Origin of the sequence: Pedobacter endophyticus, from assembly GCF_015679185.1 — a bacterium.
GTDB classification, from domain to species: Bacteria; Bacteroidota; Bacteroidia; order Sphingobacteriales; family Sphingobacteriaceae; genus Pedobacter; species Pedobacter endophyticus.
Genome location: NZ_CP064939.1, coordinates 1,570,733 through 1,585,992, shown reverse-complemented (window position 1 = coordinate 1,585,992; position 15,260 = coordinate 1,570,733). Strand labels below are relative to the sequence as shown.

Sequence of the window (15,260 nt, the reverse complement as noted above, 5' to 3'; positions counted from 1 at the left end):
CACCCTGAGTTTCCCGAGAAATCGGGACAAGTGGTCGAAGGGCAATTAGACGGGCTTCGACAGGCTCAGCCTGACAGGCGGCTAGCTTAACTAAACAGCAAATGGGGACACGGCCAATAGCGTTTCTGCCCGGTGGCATCAGTCCATCTGTGTTTTCGATTTTTCAACCTGCGCCAACAAATTTTTTATAACCGCCCGCGGGGTGCTTTGGTTTAGCTGTGAAAGAACATGGTGCAAGGCATTGATCAGCATGCGATCCTTTTTTCCATAATCCCAAATTGGAAAAATACAGTCTTCAAAAATTTCTTCAAAGGTTCTTTCACGGATAAAAATTCTGGTCGTTTTTTCATCATCCTGAAGTGTGTTGCCCGGGTAGTGTAGTGCCCTGAAAGCGAGTAACTGGCCCAGTGCCTGAAGGCTTAAAATTGCCGTTCCGGGATCGTTAATTCCCGGGCTCAGCGCCTTTAGCGCCACCTCCGTTAACTGGCGTAATCCATAAAAGTAGTTGTTGGCTATGCTCTGCCCGCCGTGAATGTTGATCGTACCGTTTATTTGGTCCTTTACGTCACGCGAAACACTTTGCACATTTAAAAACCTGATAAATGGAGTGCCTTCAATTAATGATGTTCCTGTAGGCACATCGATGCTGAGTATAAGGTTTTCTCTTTTGCAGAGGGCCAGTAGCGGTTTTTCCATAAAACCCTGATAAACGCCCGATTTGTTGGCGGGCAGGTTGAGCCCGCTCGCCGTAAGCGTACAGGTTTGTGTTACTGTAGAAAACTGCCAGTTTTTTTCCAATGCCCGCTGGGTAGTGTCGGAAATCTGATGGATGATGGTTTCATATTTTACAGACTGGGTAACATAGTGCAAAAAATAGATAAAAAGGAAAATATCGATCACGGTGAAGCTGATGAGCAGATAGGTGCTAATGGCGGGCACATAAACCCCTGAATCAATATCGCGAATGGTGCTCATTAAAAACAAGGCGTATACAATGGTGCCGATATAAAAACCGAGCACAATTTGCTGAAAGCGGTTTCCGATGAGTTTATCCAGAATCCGGTTGCTCATTTGCGACGCGGCCTGGTTTAACAAAATCATCACCATACTAAAACTAAACACCGTAAGCGATATAATTCCGCCGGTTATGGTCGAAATAATGCTCCTTGCCGTACTCGCATCTTTCAGCGTAAGCCAGTGGGCGTTTGCTTTAATGGCCTTCCCTGCATCAGAATAGTCGAATTGTACCATAACTAACGAAAGTATAAGAAACAACAGGGCTACTACCGCCGGAATAAAGGCAATGCTGCTAACGATTTTGAAATACAGAACAGAAACAGACTTCAGTCCTTTTTGAGTAATCACTTTTATATTCATTTATATCGTTTGATGTTTTGGTGATTGTAGGTTTTGGTTTTTTAAGCTGAAAAAAAGCCAGAAGTTTTTACGATTTCGCCGCCTTCTGACGAATTTTTCAATGTCGATGCTTCAGATTTAATCTAATCTGCCGATGTAGCCAGGTCAATATAAGCAATCCATCAATAAATTTATGCCCAGGCACAAAGTATGATTTTTTTAGCAAACCATCGGTGACACCAGCTTTGCTAAAATCTGCAAACCCTGCGGTAAGTTTATCGATTTTTCTCATGAGACATTTTTCGGCCAAACGCCATTTCGGCAACCAATGCCGTAAACTGCGAGCTGCGTAACTAAATCATTGCCTTTAAAAAAACGTTTTGCCAACACGATTTTATTAGCTAGTTTTAAGGAGTGATCAATAGCACGATCAGGTTTTATCACATGGTGTGACCTTGATGAAACATCAACTAACCAAATTAAATTTATAACCCAGTCCCTCAAGTCAGCCTGTTGAGCAACACTTGCCGGGCTCAACACCATTAATCAACTTACAATGAAACAGAACAGACGAGATTTTATAGAATTATGCGGCCTTTCGGGCTTGCTTTGTGCTTTTTCTGGTGCAATGCCATTATTGAGCTACGGTAAGGATAAAAAAGACCTGTTTAAGATTTCGCTGGCCGAGTGGTCGCTGCAAGCTTCGCTGTTTAGTAAAAAAATGACGAACATGGATTTCCCGGCGCTGGCCAAAAAGGAGTTCGATATTTCTATTGTAGAGTATGTGAGTGTCTTTTTCGACGGTAAGGAAACTGATTCTGCTTACTTAAAGGAACTGAAAACGAGGACCGATGATTTGGGGGTGCAAAACCACTTAATTATGGTTGACAGGGAAGGGGATTTGGGAGATATTGATAAGACCAGGAGAGCTAAAGCGGTTGAAAATCATTTTAAATGGGTAAATGTAGCCAAATTTTTGGGTTGCGATAAAATTCGGGTAAATGCCAGTGGCAAGGGGAGTATGAACGAGGTAAAGGAAGCTGTAATAGATGGGCTAAGCAAGCTGGTGAGTTACGCCAAAGCGCAAAACATCAGCGTTATAGTAGAAAACCATGGTGGCTATTCTTCTAACGGTGCGTGGCTCGCCAGTGTGATGGATGGTGTTGGAAGCAATTATTGCGGTACGCTGCCTGACTTTGGGAATTTTAAGATCAGCGAAAATGAAACTTACGATTTATACAAAGGCGTAGGCGAATTACTTCCCTATGCAAAGGGCATCAGTGCCAAAACGTTCAGGTTTGATCAGGATGGGAACGAGGCGGATATGGATTACATGCGCTTGTTTAAAATGATCAAAGATTCTGGTTTCAGGGGAATTGTAGGGATTGAGTGGGAAGGAAACTCATTAACCGAAAAAGAAGGCATAATGGCTACAAAAAGGCTTTTAGAGCGGGTAAGGACCAAACTGAGTTAATATTTGCTAATGAGCCAAATTGCGGCAGTACCTACCTTTTGAGCGCCACCGCAAACTTCGCTGCAGCATTTTTGTTAACAACCCGGGCAATAGCTTAAATCATTGCCCTGTTTTAACTTTACCTTATTTTTATCAATCCCTTTACTTACTCAACAATGGCCAAAAAACCGACCTCAAAAAAAATTGCATTAGCGCTATTTATGGCGTTATCGCTCCATGCTGTTACTAATGCCCAAACCAAGCTAAACGTTGCCATTGCTGGCCTGAGCCACGATCATGTTTACCTGATTATGAACAGTTACCAAAAAGGTGAGGTGAATATTGTGGGCATTGCCGAACGCGACACGCAATTGGTGGCCCGTTTTAAAAAGCGCTATCAAATTCCCGCACAATTATTTTATAATGACCTGCCAGGTTTGCTCAAAAAAGTAAAGCCCGATGCGGTGCTGGCCTACAATCCCATTAGCGAACATTTGGCAGTGGTTGAAGCCGCGGCCCCATTGGGTATTTCGGTGATGGTAGAAAAGCCTTTGGCAGTTACGGTAAAACAGGCCGAACGAATGGGGCAGCTTGCAGCGCAGTACCATATTAATGTGCTTACCAATTACGAAACCACCTGGTACGCGACCAATCAGGAGGCATTTCGATTGATAAAAGAACAAAAAAGCATCGGCGAAGTGCGCAAAATGATAGTACATGACGGTCATCAGGGTCCAGCAGAAATTGGCGTGAGCCAGTCGTTTCTCAGCTGGCTCACCGATCCTGAAAAAAATGGTGGCGGCGCATTGGTCGATTTTGGCTGTTATGGTGCCAATTTAATGACCTGGCTAATGGATGGAAAAGCACCGATTTCGGTTTCGGCAATTACCCACCAGATAAAGCCCGATAAATACCCGAAAGTTGATGATGACGCCACTATTTTATTGGAATATGCCGACGCAACAGGCATTATCGAAGCCTCATGGAACTGGCCTTTTAGCATTAAGGATATGGAGGTTTTTGGAGATAACGGTTACCTGCAAGCGGTTAATGAGCACGACCTTCGGTTTAGAGGGAATGCCAAACCGGAGTATACGCTTTCTAAGGCAAAGCCGCTCCCTGCTGCGTACGGCAGCAGTTTGGGTTATCTGGCAGCCATACTTAAAAAAGAAATCACACCCGTGAACGATCTGTCTTCTTATCAAAACAACCTCATTGTAGTGAAAATACTGGAAGCCGCTAAAACATCGGCCAAAACCGGGAAAAAGGTGATGCTAAAGTAGTGTATGTTTCGGGAGTCTAGGTAGTTCTATGTCGGCTGGCGGGGCGCCCGCTCAATGTTATTTAGTTAAGGAAAAAACAAAAAACATTGATAGCAATCGGTAGGGGACCTAATGCGCAAAAATCGTGGCCTTGCATTACGATTCCCACCTGCGTGGGAATGACGAACGGTCGAAAGGAGATGTGTCCATACGACAGGAGATCAATACTATTAAGTTAAGCTTGTCAATTTCCGTCTTTGCTCCAAAGGGCTACTTTGTAACGAAATCGATTTTTAATCGGTTGAAGCAATCTCAGTCAAGATAAATAGCATACACTTCAAACATTCTGCTTGTTTACGGGTTATTCTATCTTTGCAATCTGCGTCTAACTGATAAATCGATTTAAACATGACAAATCCCTCGGATCTTCCTGTTTCAGGTAATGATCCAGCAAATATAAAGCTCCTCAAGGCGGCCCTTGATTCTTCCATCTCGGGCATCATTATTACCGATAATACACAATTCGACAATCCGATTATCTATTGCAACAAGGCATTTGAAAAATTGTCGGGCTATTCCAGAGAAGAGGTAATTGGTCGCAATTGCAGGTTTCTGCAGGGAAATGAGCGAGACCAGGAGGCCCGTGGAGCGATTAGACGAGCGGTGCAAAAAGGCGAGCCAATTACGGTTGAACTTCGCAACTACCGCAAAAGTGGCGAGTTGTTTTGGAACGAGCTTTATATTTCTCCAATTAAAGGAGAAAAGGATCAGATTACCCATTTTATCGGCGTACAGAACGACATCACCAGGCGAAAAAATGCAGAGGAGAACCTGATTTACGAACGCGATCTGGTGGAACAAAAAATACAGGAGCGCACGCGGGAATTGAACGAGAACCGCGAGTACCTCGATAGTGTGATTCAAACCATCAGGCAGGGGTTGTTGGTGCTCGATCCCGAATTCAAGGTGATATCGGCCAATCACTTTTTTTTGAAAACCTTTAAGGTAGAGCAACGCGACACCATCGGCCGATCGCTTTATGAACTCGGAAACGGCCAGTGGAACATTGAACAGCTCCGGACGCTGCTTGAACAAATTTTACCAACCAGTAATCCGGTGCTCGATTTTGAAGTAGACCATGAGTTTCCGCACATTGGGCGCAAACTGATGCTTTTAAATGCACACCGGATTGAGTTGGAGGGCGACTTTAAAGACCGCATTTTACTTGCTATTGAGGATATAACCGAAATCCGTGCATCGGAGGTACGCAAAGATGATTTTCTGTCCGTTTCGAGCCACGAACTCAAAACGCCGCTAACCACAATAAAGGGGTATAACCAAGCCATATTGCGCCTGCTTCCGGCAGATGTTAACCCAAAAATCCATTCGATGGTAAGTAAGTCGGCCCGGCAGGTAGACCGATTGCATAACATTATTACCAGCCTGCTCGAAATGTCGAGAATACAATCAGGAAAGCTGGTTCTCGATTTTGAACCCATTGATCTGAATGTGATGGTTGGCGAACTGCTGGACGAATTTCGGGAAAGCCATTCGAGCCATGTTTTGAGCTTGCAGGGCCAAATATCGGCCATGGTGCCCGGCGATGAATCGCAGATTGCGCAGGTGATCCAAAATCTAATTACCAACGCCATTAAATATTCGCCCGATGCCAGAGAAATCAAAGTAATTTTATCTGAGGTAAGTAATTATGCAAAGATATCGGTAACCGACTTCGGCCTGGGCATAAGCATGGAGGATCAAAAAATGATTTTCGACCGTTTTTTCAGGGGGTCTACCATTCAAAAGCATTTCCCCGGAATGGGAATTGGCCTGTATATTTGTTCGCAAATTATTAAACAGCACGGCGGTACATTATGGGTAGACAGCGAGCCGGGAAAGGGAGCCACGTTTAGTTTTACTTTGCCGTTGGATAAGGAGAAAAAAAATGACTAAGAAACTGCTGATCTGTGATGATGACATCAATATTATAGAGATGCTCGAAATTGTTTTGGATGATACGCCAATAGAGATCATTACCGAAACGGATAGCAAAAAGGTATTCGATTTGATTAAGGAGCGCACGCCGAATTTGGTGTTGCTTGATTTATGGATGCCTGTAGTTAGCGGCGATCAGGTATTGCGGCAAATCAGAGAAAGCGAGCAAATTGGCGATCTGCCTGTGCTCATTATGTCGGCTGCGCAGGATGGTAAAGAGGTTGCCATGCGCTCGGGGGCCGATGGCTATATTGCCAAGCCCTTCGATATTGATGAGCTGATTGCAAAGGTGGAGGAGCTGATCGGAATGAATTAGCAATTTAAGCGACGTTACTGCTTGCACTATAAATTTTCGACCACATAGGCACATAGAAAAATATAGATTTTTATGTATAAACTATGTGTTCTATGTTTCTATGTGGTCAGCTTTCGTAGGTAGCTATTTTACAGCATCATGTTTAGCCGTTTCTTGCGTTCTGCGTTTCATCGCCTGGGGATCCTTCGTTACGCTCAGGATGACAGTCTGATTTTTTATGCTGAGTTTTAATCTATTGCATAAGAGCAATTTAAGCGACGTTACTGCTTGCAGTATAAATTTTCGACCACATAGGCACATAGAAAAATATAGATTTTTATGTATAAACTATGTGTTCTATGTTTCTATGTGGTCAAAACCGCAGAATTACGTTAATAATTCATCTTCAAGGCTTTCTTGAATCGGAAACATCGAAGCTGTAACCAGTTTGGCTGCGGCCTCACCGAAATCGAGTCCCGAGAAGTCGGGATTGTACCCGCCGATATAAGGAACAGCCAGCATGTAAATCCGCCCGCTGGTGGCTCCATACCGGTCAAGCACCTGAAAATGATCGTTAATGGCAATTCCGGTAACCAGTTGGTAATAACTGCCATCTGCATATTTAATTATCTTTTCATCGCCCGATTCGTGGCTTTTTTGAGCAAGGAGCTGATCGTTGAACTTCAGCATGGCGGGCGAAATGGTTCCGGCACTCAACAGGCTGGGATAGGGGATGTCTTTCATTTCGAGATGCGACTGGCCAATGGCATCAACAAAGGTTTGGTAAACGGTATTTATCTTTTTACCCGATGCGTCGGCATAGGTATAAACGATTTCGCCATTTTCGTTCACCAGCACTTCGCTGTTGTCGCCAACGCTTACAATAGCTAAAACTCCGGCCTGATGAAGTGCCATCAGCTCGTTGACCGAGCTTTGTGGAGCGAAAGCAATAACAACAGAAATCAGGGGCATGAGGCTCACTTTCAAACGTTGCATATCTTCCGCAGAAAAGTGCTTGGCAGGGTAGTTCATTGCGTAGCTCAGTACGGCCAGCATTTCTTTCCAGTTTACCGATTTGCGTTCCCTTATAGAGCGATCTGCCTCCTTTATTTCCAGCGCCAGAAGCTCGAAGGCGGATAATCGCTCGCGTTCGGCCATCATTTTCTCAACAAACTGTTCTATAGAAAGATCTTTGATTTGGGCATAAAATGCGGGATCGGCCGCTGCCAATGGCTCGAGGAAGTTGCGCTTAAAAACATGATCTAGAGGTAAAAAGCCATCATTTTCGGCCATCACCCTGGCAATCTCGTCGGCCGATAGCACTGCGTCTTTCGAGAGATGCGAATCTTCGAGGTGAAACCTTACCGCGGGCAAAAATCCGCTACGCGAATGCATCAACATGCTAAAATTCGGGCTTTTCTGATCAAGAATATAGCTCAAATCGCCATTTTCCGATTTTTCAAATGTACCATTGGCCCTCGCCAACGTTCTTATTGCATCAATTGCCGTTAGCGATGAGCCACGAATGGCAACCGGGTGATCGGTACGATGGGCAAGCTTTTCGGGCGGATAGGGCGAGTCGAAATAGCCTTTAACCTTTCCCTCGTGCCTTGTTGGCCAATGGTGTCCGCTGCAAATAATTACCCTGTCAAACTGATGGATCCCATTGGTGTGTACAATATGGCAAACACCGGCTTGCTCATCATCGATGATATCGGTAACCTCGCAGCCAAAATGCACATTTACCACCATGTTTGCCTGTTTGGCCCGGCTAATGAGCGCTTTGAATTGATCGGACAGGTAACGGCCAAACAACAGCCGTGGCAACACCTTGTAATCATTAAAATGACTGGCGTCGACCTTAAACCTGTTCAGTGTGTGCAGGTGTTCTTTCGCAATCCATTCCTCTACCGATGAAAACAACGCCGGAATTTCGTTTCCTGAAACGTTGGTTACATGTTCATCGAGCGCTCCATGCCGACTGTAGGGCATTCCGGCTCCGAGGAGCTGTTTTTTTTCAAATATATCTACGGAAATGTTCTGATCTCCGTGATCGAGTAGTTTTTTGAACATCAGAAGTGCAGTGGGTCCTCCACCAACAATTCCGATTTTTAACGGGGCTGAATTTAGGTGCATGTGTGTTACGGCGGATAGAGCCGCTTTGTTATAACTCAAACTTCGAAAAAATGTTTTCACTATTCAACTCCTGTTTGGAGAAAAGCTTATATTCGCCTGTCTTTGCATGTGGTAGCTAGCCAAAAAGCGCATAACCGCTTTCAAACCTGCATAAAGGGTTAATTAATTGGCTTACGTAGCTCGCAAAGAGAAGAAGATAACGATTGATGGTTGAAAGGTGCGCCTTAGCGGTACTCTTAAAGTAAATCGTTTAACTGAATAAAAGAGTTGCCACAGCATTGAACGGTTTTATTGAATCACACTTTTAATATATGAATTTCCAAATCTCCCCTCGTTTTTACCTTATTCTGCTAACCAACCTATTTTTATCAATATATAGTGTATCGGGGGCAACAGTACCGCAACCTGCAATGCTGCAATGCGAGCATATGGTGAGGCCAATTGGTGTCGACAACCCCAACCCACGGCTTTCGTGGTTAATGGCTGATGATCGAAAGGGAGCGAACCAGCAAGCTTATAGGGTAATTATCGGCTTAGATTCTGTGCAGATCAGTAACAAAACGGGCATTGTTTGGAACTCGGGCAAAGTGGTTTCGCCCCAAAGCTTAATCATTTATAAAGGCCCTGCGCTCCGTGCATTCACAACGTATTATTGGCAGCTTGAATTGTGGGATAAGGATGGAAAGCCGATAAAAATTGCCACTTCGAGCTTTGAAACGGGAATGATGGGCATGCAAAACTGGCGGGGCACGTGGATCAGTGACAACAATAATGAAAACACTTTACCTGCGCCGTATTTCAGAAAAGATTTCAATGCCAACAAACAGATCAAATCGGCCCGGGCGTACATAGCGGCCGCAGGTTTATATGAGCTTTACTTAAACGGAAAAAAAGTCGGCAATCATCGTTTAGATCCAATGTACACACGTTTCGACAGGCGAAATTTGTACGTTACATACGATGTAACCGCAAACATTAAAAGCGGCGACAATGCCATTGGGGTTTTGCTTGGCAATGGCTGGTATAACCACCAGTCGTTGGCAGTTTGGAATTTTGACAAAGCACCGTGGCGGGCAAGACCTGCATTTTGCCTCGATTTACGGATTACTTATACCGACGGTACCGTTGAGCTGGTGAAGTCGGGCGCCGATTGGAAAACAAGTTTAAGTCCGGTAATATCCAATAGTATTTATACGGCAGAACACTACGACGCCCGTTTGGAGCAAAAAGGTTGGAACACCGCGGGTTTCGATGACTCGAAGTGGAAGGAAAGTAATTTGCGGGCGGCACCATCGAAAAATATTGTTTCGCAGGTAATGCACCCGATCAGGAATGTAGAAGAAATTGCTGTTAAGCACCTGCGCAAATTCAGCGACACCAATTATGTGTTCGATCTGGGAAGAAACATCGCGGGCGTAAGCAAAATTAAGGTAAAAGGCGAGCGGGGAACAGTAATCAGGCTTAGACATGCCGAGCGTTTGTACGCCGATGGACACACCGATTTATCGAACATTGATGTTTACCACAGGCCCAAAGATAAGTCAGACCCTTTCCAAACCGATATATTTATCTTAAGCGGAGAGGGGCAGGAAGAATTTATGCCTTTGTTCAACTATAAGGGTTTTCAATATGTAGAGGTAACGAGTTCTACGCCAATAAGTCTCACCGAAAATAGTTTGGTTGGCTATTTTATGCACAGCGATGTTCCTCCGGCGGGAAAAATTTCCTCATCGAACCCTCTGGTTGATAAATTGTGGTGGGCAACCAACAATTCGTATTTATCGAACCTATATGGTTTGCCAACGGATTGCCCGCAGAGAGAAAAAAACGGGTGGACGGGAGATGGCCACTTTGCGGTTGAAACGGGGCTTTATAACTTTGATGGAATTACCGTTTACGAAAAATGGATGGCCGACCACCGCGATGAACAGCAACCCAATGGCGTTTTGCCCGATATTATCCCAACAGGCGGGTGGGGTTATGGCACAGCCAATGGCACGGATTGGACGAGTACAATTGCGATTATCCCCTGGGAAGTTTACATGTTTTACGGAGACAGTAAATTGCTCAGCGATAATTATGAAAGCATTAAAAGCTATGTTGATTATGTGGAAAGTACGAGCAAAGGTTATTTAACCACCTTTGGAAGAGGCGACTGGGTACCGGTTAAATCGACATCTGATTTAGAATATACCTCGTCAATTTACTTTTATGTAGATGCCGATATTTTGGCGAAAGCGGCCAAACTGTTTGGTAACCAAAATGATTACTTAAAGTACAGTGCGTTGGCCCAAAATATTAAGAAGGCAATTAATGCGAAGTTTTTTAATGCTTCGCTCGGAATTTATGGCAAAGGCGTGCAAACGGAATTATCGATGGCTTTGCATTGGCATATCGTTCCCGAAAATTGGAGGCAGCGGGTTGCCGATAACCTTGCAGCACGTGTAAAAGCCGATGGTATGCACATCGATGTGGGGGTGCTCGGGGCTAAAGCGGTGTTAAATGCATTGAGCGACAATGGGCATAGCGATATCGCGTACAAACTGGCTTCGCAAGATACTTATCCGGGTTGGGGCTGGTGGATTGTAAACGGAGCAACAACGTTACATGAAAACTGGGACATGCAAGCCAAAAGGGATATTTCTGATAACCACATGATGTTCGGTGAAATTGGCGGCTGGTTTTTTAAAGGCATCGGCGGAATAAAAATTGACGAAACGCAGCCGGGTTTCAAGCATATTTTAATGAAACCACACTTTGTAGAGGGCTTAGATCATTTTGAGGCCTCGCATAACGGACCTTTTGGCACCATTGTTTCATCGTGGAAGCGAACCGCCAATGGGATTAAATATGAGATCACCATTCCTGCAAATTCCTCGGCCAGTGTAGAAATTCCCGTAACCGCTGGTAAGCGGGCCTACCTGAATGGTAAAGTGGTTGATGGCATGGTGACAGTAGCAGCGGGACGATATCAATTTGAGGTGAAATAAGAACGTCTCGCTGTTGAAGTCGGTAGTTATTGAACTTGCAGTGGTTTTTGGTGTTCTGCGTTCATCGGTGGGGGATCCTTCCTGCCCCTCCGGTCAGGCGGGCGCTTAATGTCGTTTAGTTAAGGATAGAACTGAGAAACATTGTCACCCTGAGCATTTCGGCTACGCTCAATACAGGCTCAGTCGAAGGGCAGGTGTTAATAGATTTATCCTTCAAAAAAAGGTCTTCGACTCCGCTCAAATCCGATAGCTATCGGATGACAGCCGTCGGGCCTAACTAAATGACATCGCGGCCACTCGCAATGACCACTTTAGACCAATTAAAGCTCCTCGCTTGCACGGCCGGTAAAATTTCCGCGGTCGAAATGGGTGTGGCGATAGAAGTTTGCCCTGTCAATTTCCACAATTTCCTCTTCCATTCTTAAAGCAGCGGGGCTTCCGATTACCCATCTGATGTTGTTCTCCATTTCGTGGGTAACTTCGCCAATGATGTATCGGGGCATTGCTTTATACTGATCGTAATGAAAATCGGGCACGATAACTTCTTTTTTATCGTCGCCAAGGTTTGCAATACCAATGGGAATCAACACGGCTTTTTCTTCCAGTTCGGGGCCCATATCAGCCAAATCGACAATGATGTAACGCACTGCATTGTGATCGGGTTCGAACAACAGATCACGCACTTTTCCTACCACGTCGCCGTGCTCATTTTTAACCGGCCATCCGGTAATATCGGCCTCTCCGCTGGTTAGTTTGTAATCTGTTTTGGATAGTTCTTCTAAGTTACTGTAAACGATATTTTGCTGTTCCATAGTTTCTGTTTTTTAACCGGGCGTTCAAAATTGTGCCCTTCCATACAACAACATTTGGTATTGATGGTTTTTGCAAGTTTGCTGGCGGTGTGGTTTTTGAAAACAGAAATGTAGTTTGATGCTGGTGGATTTTTGAAGCTAAAACCGCTCTGTTACAGTAACATGGAAATTGGTAAAGTAAAGCTTGAAAATGATGAAAAAGCGGTTAAAAAAACTTTTGGAATGGCATTACGCTTTTTAGGCGGTCGTCATTGCCCCAAAGGGGCAATGACGGCTCGGTGAAAAACCTATCATCCGACTCGGCTCAGGTGGCAATTGTAATAAAATTCGATTACTAAAGCTTTATTTGAAACGTGGTAACGCCGGGTGGCCACGTTTTAAGCGAAAACTCAAAACCGTGGTTTAAAAGGATTTCGCGAACCAGTGTGAGGCCGATGCCCTGACCATCTTTTTTGGTGCTGAAAAAAGGACTAAACAATTCGGCGGCATGCTCATTCGAAATTCCCTTGCCGTTATCAATTATTAATAACGCCCGGTTGGTGGTATCAATACTTAAGATGATTTTTCCATCACCGTCAATGGCTTCTATAGCGTTTTTTATAACGTTGATTAATGCCTGCTCCATTTGCTCCATGTCGGCCGCAATAAAATAAGGTTCGCTGGGTAAATCGAGTTTGAACGTAACCTGTTTTTCGAGGGCTGCAAAGTGCATCAACTTCGCTACCGACCTGATCAAACTTGCCAAATCGATCTTTTTGATGTTTACATCGGGAAGCTTAACGAGGTTGGCAAAATTTCGCATAAAAATGTTGAGGTTCTGGTTTCGCTCGACTGCAATTTTCATGGCGTTCTCAATTTGGTCATCATCTGTTAACCATACATTTTTTTGCGCCAACGCCGTGTTTATAATGGAGTTAACCGGCCCGATGGTGTTGTTTACTTCGTGGGCCATCATTCTGATTACCTTGCCGTAAACGTTTTTTTCTGCCGCAAAAATTTCGGCAGTTACTTCTTCAAGCATGATGAACACCCGCTCGAAACCTCGGTCGATAAACCGCGACTTTTGAATTTTATAGGTGTGCAAACCATCAACGCGGAGCATTTTTGAAGTGCCTGTTTTGATATCTTTAATCTGGGTGTCGAGTAAGTTCGGGTTTGTGTTTAAAATTTCGGTCGCCTTGGGGTTTATCTGCTTTACCTGTCCGTCGTAATCGAGGATGATAATGCCCGTAGGGGAAGTTTGAACAAGCTTCTCGAGGAAAAAATGCTGCTCCTCCTGCTTGGTTCGCTCTGTTCTCAATTCATCAATCATCCGGTTATAAACATCAACCAGTTCATCGACCTCTTTTTTACCGGTTGATAAAAATTTAACGTTAAAATCTCTGTCTTTAATGGCCGCAATGCCTTGTTTTAAATAGGTGAGTGGGCTAATGAGCTGCCGATACAGGCTTATTGAAATGACCACAGAAATAATGATGAACACCTCGGCGATCATAAAGATGACTTTATTTTTTTCGAAGATGTAATAGCTCATCACCAGACAAATGAGATGAAGAATAACGATAAAAAGAATATACTTAGTCTTCAGTTTCATTAAAAGGGATTTGATGTTTTTCGAGGCGACGGTAAAGCGCATTTCGGGTAATGCCCAACGATGCAGCGGCTTTTGTAATTCTGTTTTTATGAAAATTCATGGCTTGTTTAACCATCTCGGCCTCCATTTGGTCTAAAGTGATGGTGCCAACGCCGGGCAGGTTGACTTTGTTGCTCTTTAACGGCGACATATTTAACTGCGACTGAAAATCGTCAATCTGCAATTCATTTGTACTGCTAATGAGTACGGTTCGTTCTACCAGGTTTTTCAACTGACGGATGTTTCCGGGCAAGGGCAGCTGTTGCAGCCAACGCATTGCCGATGGGGCCACAAAAAGGTGGGGCCTGCCGTAAATTTCTTTCATATTTTTGATAAAAAAATCGACCAGCAAAGGGATGTCAGAAGCACGTTCTCGAAGTGCAGGCAAATGAATGGTAATCAGGTTGATCCGATAAAGCAGGTCTTCTCTAAAAAGGCCCGATGCCACCATTTCAGCAAGGTTTTTGTTGGTGGCGCAAACTACGCGGGTATCAACGGTTTTGGTTCGGCTGCTGCCCAGCACTTCGTAAGTTCGATCTTGCAAAACCCGTAACAATTTTACCTGGCTGGAAGCTTCCAGATCGCCAATTTCATCTAAAAAGATGGTACCTTTATTAGCCATTTCAAATCGGCCGGTTCTATCAAAGCGGGCATCGGTAAAAGCACCGCGAACGTGGCCAAACATTTCACTTTCGAACAACGAAGTGGAAATTCCGCCAAGGTTAACCTTTACAAAAGGCTTGGCAGACCGGTTGCTGTTTTCGTGAATGGCTTCGGCAATAAGCTCTTTTCCGGTTCCGCTTTCGCCGGTAATTAAAACGGAGGCGTTTGTAGAGGCCACACGACCTATGGTTTCCAAAATGCTTAACAAACTGGCATCTTCGCCAATAATCTGCCTGAAATTATATTTTTTATCGAGTTCTTTTCTTCCTCGCGACAGCGGCCGCTTTCCGTTTAACTGGAGCAGCGTTTCTACGGATTGAAGTACGTAATCGTTGTTCCAGGGCTTGTTTATAAAATCGTTGGCGCCGAGTTTCATCCCCTGTACGGCAAGTTCGATACTGGCCCATCCGGTAATTAAAATAATGGGAACATTGGCATCAAACAACCTGATTTTTTTGAGCAGGCTCATGCCTTCGGTGCCTGATGTATCAACCGAGAAATTTAAATCCAAAATAACCAGTTCAGGCTTTTGGGTTTTTACAACCTCAAAAGCCTGAACGGGACCATCGGCCGTAACCACCGCGTTTCCACCATCTTTTAAGAGGAGGGAGAGCGATGTTCTTACCGCTATATCATCATCAACGATTAATATCATATACAAAGTT

At 44.4% G+C, this 15,260-nt stretch carries 10 protein-coding genes; 5 read left to right on the top strand and 5 right to left on the bottom strand.

Going from position 1 to position 15,260, the window contains the following annotated elements:
• Positions 1-138: 138 nt before the first annotated feature.
• Positions 139-1,377 (bottom strand): DUF2254 domain-containing protein, encoded by a 1,239-nt coding sequence (locus tag IZT61_RS06380; RefSeq protein ID WP_196100342.1) that lies wholly within the window; start codon positions 1,375-1,377, stop codon positions 139-141.
• Positions 1,378-1,912: 535 nt separating this feature from the next.
• Between IZT61_RS06380 and IZT61_RS06375 the strand changes: the two genes are divergently transcribed.
• From IZT61_RS06375 to IZT61_RS06360, 4 genes are all read left to right on the top strand, one after another.
• The gene (locus tag IZT61_RS06375; RefSeq protein ID WP_196100341.1) at positions 1,913-2,830 is read left to right on the top strand and encodes a sugar phosphate isomerase/epimerase family protein; all 918 of its coding nucleotides are present in this window, start codon (positions 1,913-1,915) and stop codon (positions 2,828-2,830) included.
• A gap of 155 nt (positions 2,831-2,985) precedes the next feature.
• A complete protein-coding gene (locus tag IZT61_RS06370; protein WP_230383878.1) occupies positions 2,986-4,092 on the top strand; it encodes a Gfo/Idh/MocA family protein in 1,107 nt (368 codons plus the stop codon).
• Between the two features lie 387 nt (positions 4,093-4,479).
• The gene (locus tag IZT61_RS06365; RefSeq protein ID WP_196100340.1) at positions 4,480-6,024 is read left to right on the top strand and encodes a PAS domain-containing protein; all 1,545 of its coding nucleotides are present in this window, start codon (positions 4,480-4,482) and stop codon (positions 6,022-6,024) included.
• Positions 6,017-6,382, top strand: coding sequence for a response regulator transcription factor (locus tag IZT61_RS06360; RefSeq protein WP_196100339.1), 366 nt, complete (start codon positions 6,017-6,019; stop codon positions 6,380-6,382). The genes IZT61_RS06365 and IZT61_RS06360 overlap by 8 nt, the downstream gene beginning before the upstream one ends.
• Positions 6,383-6,748: 366 nt before the next feature.
• Here the strand turns inward: IZT61_RS06360 and IZT61_RS06355 are convergent, their stop codons facing one another.
• Complete coding sequence (locus tag IZT61_RS06355; RefSeq protein ID WP_196100338.1) at positions 6,749-8,497, bottom strand: FAD/NAD(P)-binding protein; 1,749 nt, start codon at positions 8,495-8,497, stop codon at positions 6,749-6,751.
• Between the two features lie 311 nt (positions 8,498-8,808).
• On the opposite strand from IZT61_RS06355, the gene IZT61_RS06350 reads away from it, so the two are divergent.
• On the top strand, positions 8,809-11,487 hold the full coding sequence (locus IZT61_RS06350) for an alpha-L-rhamnosidase (protein WP_196100337.1): 2,679 nt from the start codon (positions 8,809-8,811) through the stop codon (positions 11,485-11,487).
• Positions 11,488-11,807: 320 nt separating this feature from the next.
• Here the strand turns inward: IZT61_RS06350 and IZT61_RS06345 are convergent, their stop codons facing one another.
• The 3 genes from IZT61_RS06345 to IZT61_RS06335 all read right to left on the bottom strand — a co-directional run bounded on the left by IZT61_RS06345 (position 11,808) and on the right by IZT61_RS06335 (position 15,250).
• On the bottom strand, positions 11,808-12,299 hold the full coding sequence (locus tag IZT61_RS06345; protein WP_196100336.1) for a PRC-barrel domain-containing protein: 492 nt from the start codon (positions 12,297-12,299) through the stop codon (positions 11,808-11,810).
• A 334-nt stretch (positions 12,300-12,633) separates the two neighbouring features.
• A complete protein-coding gene (locus IZT61_RS06340; RefSeq protein WP_196100335.1) occupies positions 12,634-13,893 on the bottom strand; it encodes a sensor histidine kinase in 1,260 nt (419 codons plus the stop codon).
• Positions 13,877-15,250: a sigma-54-dependent transcriptional regulator gene (locus IZT61_RS06335; protein ID WP_196100334.1), complete on the bottom strand. Its 1,374-nt coding sequence runs from the start codon at positions 15,248-15,250 to the stop codon at positions 13,877-13,879. Before IZT61_RS06335 ends, IZT61_RS06340 begins: the two co-directional genes overlap by 17 nt.
• Between the last annotated feature and the right edge of the window lie 10 nt (positions 15,251-15,260).